5 protein-coding genes are annotated in these 6,104 nt (G+C 29.4%); 1 reads left to right on the forward strand and 4 read right to left on the reverse strand.

The features are described 5' to 3' along the window. Nucleotides 1-47: 47 nt before the first annotated feature. From FYJ83_RS06970 to FYJ83_RS06985, 4 genes are all read right to left on the reverse strand, one after another. Entirely contained in the window at nt 48-1,658 is a 1,611-nt protein-coding gene (locus FYJ83_RS06970) for a PucR family transcriptional regulator (protein WP_154439613.1), read from the reverse strand. A gap of 186 nt (nt 1,659-1,844) precedes the next feature. After that, nucleotides 1,845-3,659 (reverse strand): oligoendopeptidase F, encoded by a 1,815-nt coding sequence (gene pepF / locus FYJ83_RS06975; protein ID WP_154439614.1) that lies wholly within the window; start codon nt 3,657-3,659, stop codon nt 1,845-1,847. 203 nt (nt 3,660-3,862) lie between these two features. Then, entirely contained in the window at nt 3,863-4,798 is a 936-nt protein-coding gene (locus FYJ83_RS06980; RefSeq protein WP_154439615.1) for a hypothetical protein, read from the reverse strand. A gap of 243 nt (nt 4,799-5,041) precedes the next feature. After that, nucleotides 5,042-5,323: a hypothetical protein gene (locus tag FYJ83_RS06985; RefSeq protein WP_154439616.1), complete on the reverse strand. Its 282-nt coding sequence runs from the start codon at nt 5,321-5,323 to the stop codon at nt 5,042-5,044. 112 nt (nt 5,324-5,435) lie between these two features. Here FYJ83_RS06985 and msrB point away from each other — a divergent pair, with 112 nt between their 5' ends. After that, a complete protein-coding gene (gene msrB / locus FYJ83_RS06990) occupies nt 5,436-5,894 on the forward strand; it encodes a peptide-methionine (R)-S-oxide reductase MsrB (RefSeq protein WP_154439617.1) in 459 nt (152 codons plus the stop codon). Nucleotides 5,895-6,104: the final 210 nt, after the last annotated feature.

Genomic DNA, 6,104 nt, shown 5'->3' on the forward strand with positions numbered 1-6,104 from the left:
AATTAATTAACAATATCCACACTGTATTTAGAGTATAAAAATGAAGACTATATTTTAGTCTTCATGTACAAAGAGTATTGTTTACTCATATTCATTAATTTTAAGCAAAGTTCTATTTTAAATTTATCCTCCCTATTGCCTAAATCTAAATCTATAATTTCACAAATCTTGTTAAATCTATATTTTATAGTGTTATAATGAATAAACATTTCCTCTGAAGCTTGTTTTAAATTCCAATCATTTTTAACTATTGTCTTTAAAGTTTCCATATACGCAGAGTTATTCTCATTATCATAATCCAGTAGATTTTGCAGATATTCACTGCAAAATCTGCTTGTATCTTCCTCTAAAGAAAGATTATATAACATTTTATATACGCCTAGTTTAGAATAACTATAAATCTTATCCTTCTCGTAAACTGTTCTTCCTATTCTCACAGCTTTTTGAGCTTCTACAAAACTAATATAAATATCTATTATGGATTCTTGGTAAGTCCCTATACCTATGGAAACTGTAAATTTACTGTTTTCTTTAATTTCTCTCCTTAATTCTTCAGCAACATTTTCTAATCTTTTGGTAAAATTCTCTATAGGCTTTTCATCTGGCTCTACTAAAAAAACAATATTATCACTGTAAATTGTATAAAAACACTGTTTAAAGCTTCTTTTCATCTTAAAGTTTGATAGTCTAAAGATTTTATCCCTTTCACTTTCTAGCTCCTGTGTGTTTTCTAGAGTAATAAACTTTTCTTTAAAATTATCTATATCAACTATTAAACAAATTAACCCATTTTCTATTTTCCAGCCATATAATGCTGCTCTATTATTAGCTTCCTCTACAGTTTTTATATTGTTTATTATTAAATCCTGAATAAATTCATCCCTATACTTTTGTTCTATTTGATGATTGGATATTTCTTTTTGAATATTAAGTTTAAGAACGGTACTGGCATGTTCTATAGTTATATTATCTAAATCTTCCAATGGTTTTTCTTGCAAGTTCTCTACTACTAAATATCCATAAATAGAACTTCCTATTTGAACAGGATAACTATAGTATTTATCTGATATGTTTTTAATCCCTAAATTGTCTATATCCTCTTTAAATTTATCAGACGTACATCTTATATAATTTCTATTAAAGACTAAATCTATAAAAGCTATATCTTTGTCTAATATCTTATATAATGTATCCACTATATGGGAAGTTCCTTTCCCTTGTATAACTATTTGTGTAAAAGATTTATGTATTTCTTCAGACATCATTAACTTCTTAGCCTGTTCATTAACTATTCTTGAAAGAACAGGGTTTATAATATCTGTAAAGGCATAGTTCTTAGGTACATATATAATGGGGAAATTTAATTCATCACCTATTCTTTTTACTTCGTCTGGCAATTTTTCGATAAATCTGCCTACCTTTATTCCTAAAGCTGCCGCTTTATTTTCGTGTAGCTTAATAACTAAATTCTTTAGTTCCAAAGGATTATCCCTCATTATATATCCTGTAGTGACTAAAAATTCTCCACCTTTCATCCAATTATATATGTCTGGAGCATCCATAATACTAACTGTACTTACATTTTTATTTAATCCTTTCTCACCAGCTAATACTTTAAAATCTTCAAATTGTTCTAGTAAATCCTTAACTTTAATCATTGTATAGCTCACATCCTAGATATTGATTATCTTAATTTTCCCCAAAGTGCGTTTACTTTAATCAGTAATTTGGTATAATATAAGCAATGTAACCGATCTGCATAGTGTGGTTACGGTATAAATTTGTTAGTTAATCTTAATCACTCTGTACATCCAGTACAGAGTGATTATTTTTTATCTCTATTTTTACTGCTTTTCCTCTATTTCTTCTGTTAGCTTAATTATTTCATCTATTATACTTCCTATATGTGCTATAGTATCTAATAGTGGTTTATCTGTAGTTATATCTACTCCTGCCATTTGTGCTAATTCTACTGGAGTCTTAGTTCCTCCTGCCTTTAAAACCTTCTTCCAATCATCTAATGCGTCTTGTCCCTCTGTTAAAATTCTCTTACTTACTTCTGTAGCAATTGTAAGTCCTGCACTATAGGTATATGGATATAGTCCCATATAATAGTGAGGCTGTCTCATCCAAGTAAGTTCCGCACCTTCATTAATCTTTACAGTATCTCCCCAGAATTTCTCTAAGGTTTCTCTTTTAAGTTTATTTAATGTAGCAGCTTGTACACTTCCACCCTCATCAATTATTTTATATACCTCTCTTTGATAATGGGCCTCTAATAAATGAGTCACAAAGTTATGATAGTAGGTACGAGATATTATAGAGGATAGTACCCATCTTTTCATCCTAGGATCATCCATTGTTTTCATTAGATAATTTGCCATAAGCATTTCATTCATAGTTGATGGTGCTTCAATGAAATACTGAGAAGCTCTTGTATCAAATATATTTTGCTCTCGTTGAGCCAAGTAAAAATGTCCTGCATGACCTAATTCATGAGCTAATACAAAGACCTCTCTCATTCTTTCTGTCCAAGAGATCAATATAAATGGATGACTTCCATAAGGGCTTGAACAAAATGCTCCTGTGGATTTACCTTTATTCTGAACAAAATCTATCCATCTCTCATTATATGCCCTTTCAATAACTTCTAAATAATCATCTCCTAAAACTCCCAATGCTCCTTTAATATACTTTTTAGACTCTTCAACAGATATTTCTGGTTCAAAGTCAGGATCTACATCTAATTTTAAATCTGCAAAGGTCATTTCTTCTATGCCATGAATTTTTTGAAGTAATTTTACAAACTTTCTCATATGTGGTGCTAAATGCTCCATTATTACATCTATTTGTCTATTATATAATTCCCTAGTTATCTCCTGTGGAAATAATAAACTGTCAATTACTGAATCAAATCCTCTTAAAGTAGCCAATGTCTTTTCTTTTTGTACTTGAGTATGGTACGCTCCTGCTATAGTATGCTGATATTCTCTTAATTTCTTAGAAAAAGCTTCAAAGGCAGCTCGTCTTATTTTGGTATCATGTTCATATTCCCATTCATCTTCAAATAGGCCAAAACTTAAAGGATACTCCTTACCGTCTACAGCAAAAGTACCAAAATCCATATCTGCTAATTTGGCACGATTATAAATTTGATACGGAGCGCCTAAAGTACCTGATAATGCAGATAATGTTTTTTCCACCTCTGGATGTAAGGCATATTTTTTCTGTCTAATTATATCCTTAAGGTATCCTGAGTTTTCTTTTGATTCTTCTATTGTCGCTTCTATTATTTTTTCATCTGCCTCTATTATTTCAGATTGTACAAAGCTTAATTTACTTTGAATATCAGATGATATATTAGATAACTTCATTTGTCTACTTTGATTTTCTACATTTGTCTGGTCTACTGCCACTGCAAGGTACGCATATGTACTTGCAAGCATAGATAGCTGAGTTATTTCTCTTAGCTTATCTAAACAACTGTTGATTGCTTTTGAATTATTCAGCTTTCCTTTAAACTCTTTTTCTAGTTCTTCTGTAAGTCTTTGTGCTTTACTCACTACTGCTTCAAATTCTTCCTCAGTTTTAAAAATCGTTGATAAATCCCATGTAAGATTTACATCTACATCTTTTCTTTCCAATAAAACTTTTGGCATTGTACCCCTCCTTAAAATTAGTTCGAGTATCTAAGTAAATTATATTATAAAGATAAGAATATTACAACAATTCTATATTCAATTTTACTTATCCTTAAATAAATAAAACTTTATATATTTATCAAAGGTCTTTAGTAAAGCTTCATTATATAAATATATCCTAACAGATTATCCATTGCTTATTAAAAGTAAAAACAAAACTATTATCTCTCTAATAATTTGTTGATTTTAGTCTCTATAGACTCCTGTTGGCTTTCCATTATAGTCAAGTCCCTATTTAAATCTTCTATTATATCTCCTACTTTTGTGTTTGCATTATCTAAATTGGATATGGATTCATTTATTTTTGACTGTACAAACCAATCAGCAAAAAGTCCATCAAAGAAAAAGTCAGCAAATGTAGCAAAAGAACCAATATCTACTGTAATATCTGTAAATTCATTTACATCATTTAACTCTTTTTGAAACCTCTTTAAACATTGCTGTACATCGTAGGACATCTTATTAGCATCATCTATTTTAGAGTGTTTTACCATATCTGTAAAAAATCCGCCGCCAAGCATATCCCATATGCCCCAATTTCTAGCTGAGTCTAAGGGCTCCATCATTTGTGACAATGCACCTGACGCATTTTTCCCTGCATTTATGGCTTCTTTGACTTCTTTTATATTTAACTTTAATTCATTTTGCTTATCTAATAAATCTCTTAGTGTTCTTCCTTTATCTCCATCTTCATTTATTATCATTTCCTGCTTTTTCTTTATGGCTTCTTCGTATTCTTTCTTTACACTTGAATAATTCATTAATTCTTTATCACATTTTTTTATCTCGTCTTCTAATTCCCTTATGGCTAAAATACATTCATCATATTGCATTTTAACTGCTAAATATTCTTTTCTTTCCTTATCTAATTTATCTTCTTTCTTGCCTATTAAATCAAAGAAAAAAGTTGATAGACTCATACTTTCAAGCTTAGTTACGTCCTTTTCTTCTTTTTTCAATATATCTCTTAAATTTTGTAAATTTTGTTTTTGCTTATTCAATTCTTCCATGGTCATAATTCTAAATGAATCAAGTTTTTCTTTTGTTCTAAGCCTTTCTTTTAATTCATAAATCTCTTCATTAATTCCCCTATACATATACATCCCTCCCAATATTCTATTAAGCTAATTATAACACAAAAGTCCTAGAGCAAAAGCCTAGGACTATGTTATTTATCATTGAATTTACTTGCTATTCCCTTTATCTAATAAGTCTAAATTACTGTATATATAAAACACTTCTTTCTCCATTAATAAAATGACTGTCCTTTTATTGTCTCTATCATTATCATGATTTACTTCTCTTTCTAAATATTATTTTTGAAAAAATATAGTACTGGTTTATCTAGTTAAAAAATAATATAGGGATAGGGATATTGATAGTATGAAAAATATTAAACCATATAAGGTACTAAAATAAAAGATTATAATGGATATAATTAATAATAATCCTATTACTGAAGACGCACGAGTATATTTTATATACTCCTCTGTAGGCTCTGGTTCTCCTTTGTATCTCCACTTATATCCCCAAGATGCCAACTCTTCGGGATGTATAATTCCATAAATTAGAATTATTAAAAGGGGTAATGTTATAATCACAGTAATAATAAGCTCTGCCATTTAATCACTCCTTCCTAGTTTTACCATCTTATTTTATCATATCATAAAATTAACAACTCATTACAATATAATCTAAATATTTGGGTAATATATTTTTAAGGAGAGTGAATATATGAATAATAAATATATAAAACCAAGTGACGAAGAAATAAAGGAAAAATTAAATGATTTAGAATATCGTGTAACCCAAAAAAGTGGAACAGAAAGACCTTTTACCCATGAATATAACGAAAACAATGAGGAAGGGATATATGTGGATATAGTCTCAGGCGAACCACTATTTAGTTCAAATGATAAGTTTGATGCAGGGTGTGGATGGCCTAGTTTTACTAAACCCTTAGAAGATAGTCATGTAATTGAAAAAAGAGACTTATCCCATGGTATGATTCGAACTGAAGTAAGAAGTAAATATGGAGACTCTCATCTTGGCCATGTGTTTCCAGATGGTCCTAAGGATAAAGGAGGACTTAGATATTGTATAAATGGTGCTTCCCTTAAATTTATTAAGAAACAGGATATGGAAAAAGAAGGGTATGGTGAATATCTTATTTTATTTAGAAAAAAAGACTAGAAACCTCTAGTCTCTTTATTTTTTAGTTTAAATGTATATATTTAACCTACTTTTTCAAAATATTCCTAAATAAAACTTTATTTTGATATGAGACAATACATTTGTGACAAGTAAATATGAAAAAAGGAAAGACCTCTGATATAATGTTGTTTACCATAACAAACAAAAATCGGAGGGATCTTTCCTTATGAAAACAATTATAACAGAAGA

It is taken from the genome of Tissierella pigra (assembly GCF_009695605.1).
In the GTDB taxonomy this organism is placed as follows: Bacteria; Bacillota; Clostridia; order Tissierellales; family Tissierellaceae; genus Tissierella; species Tissierella pigra.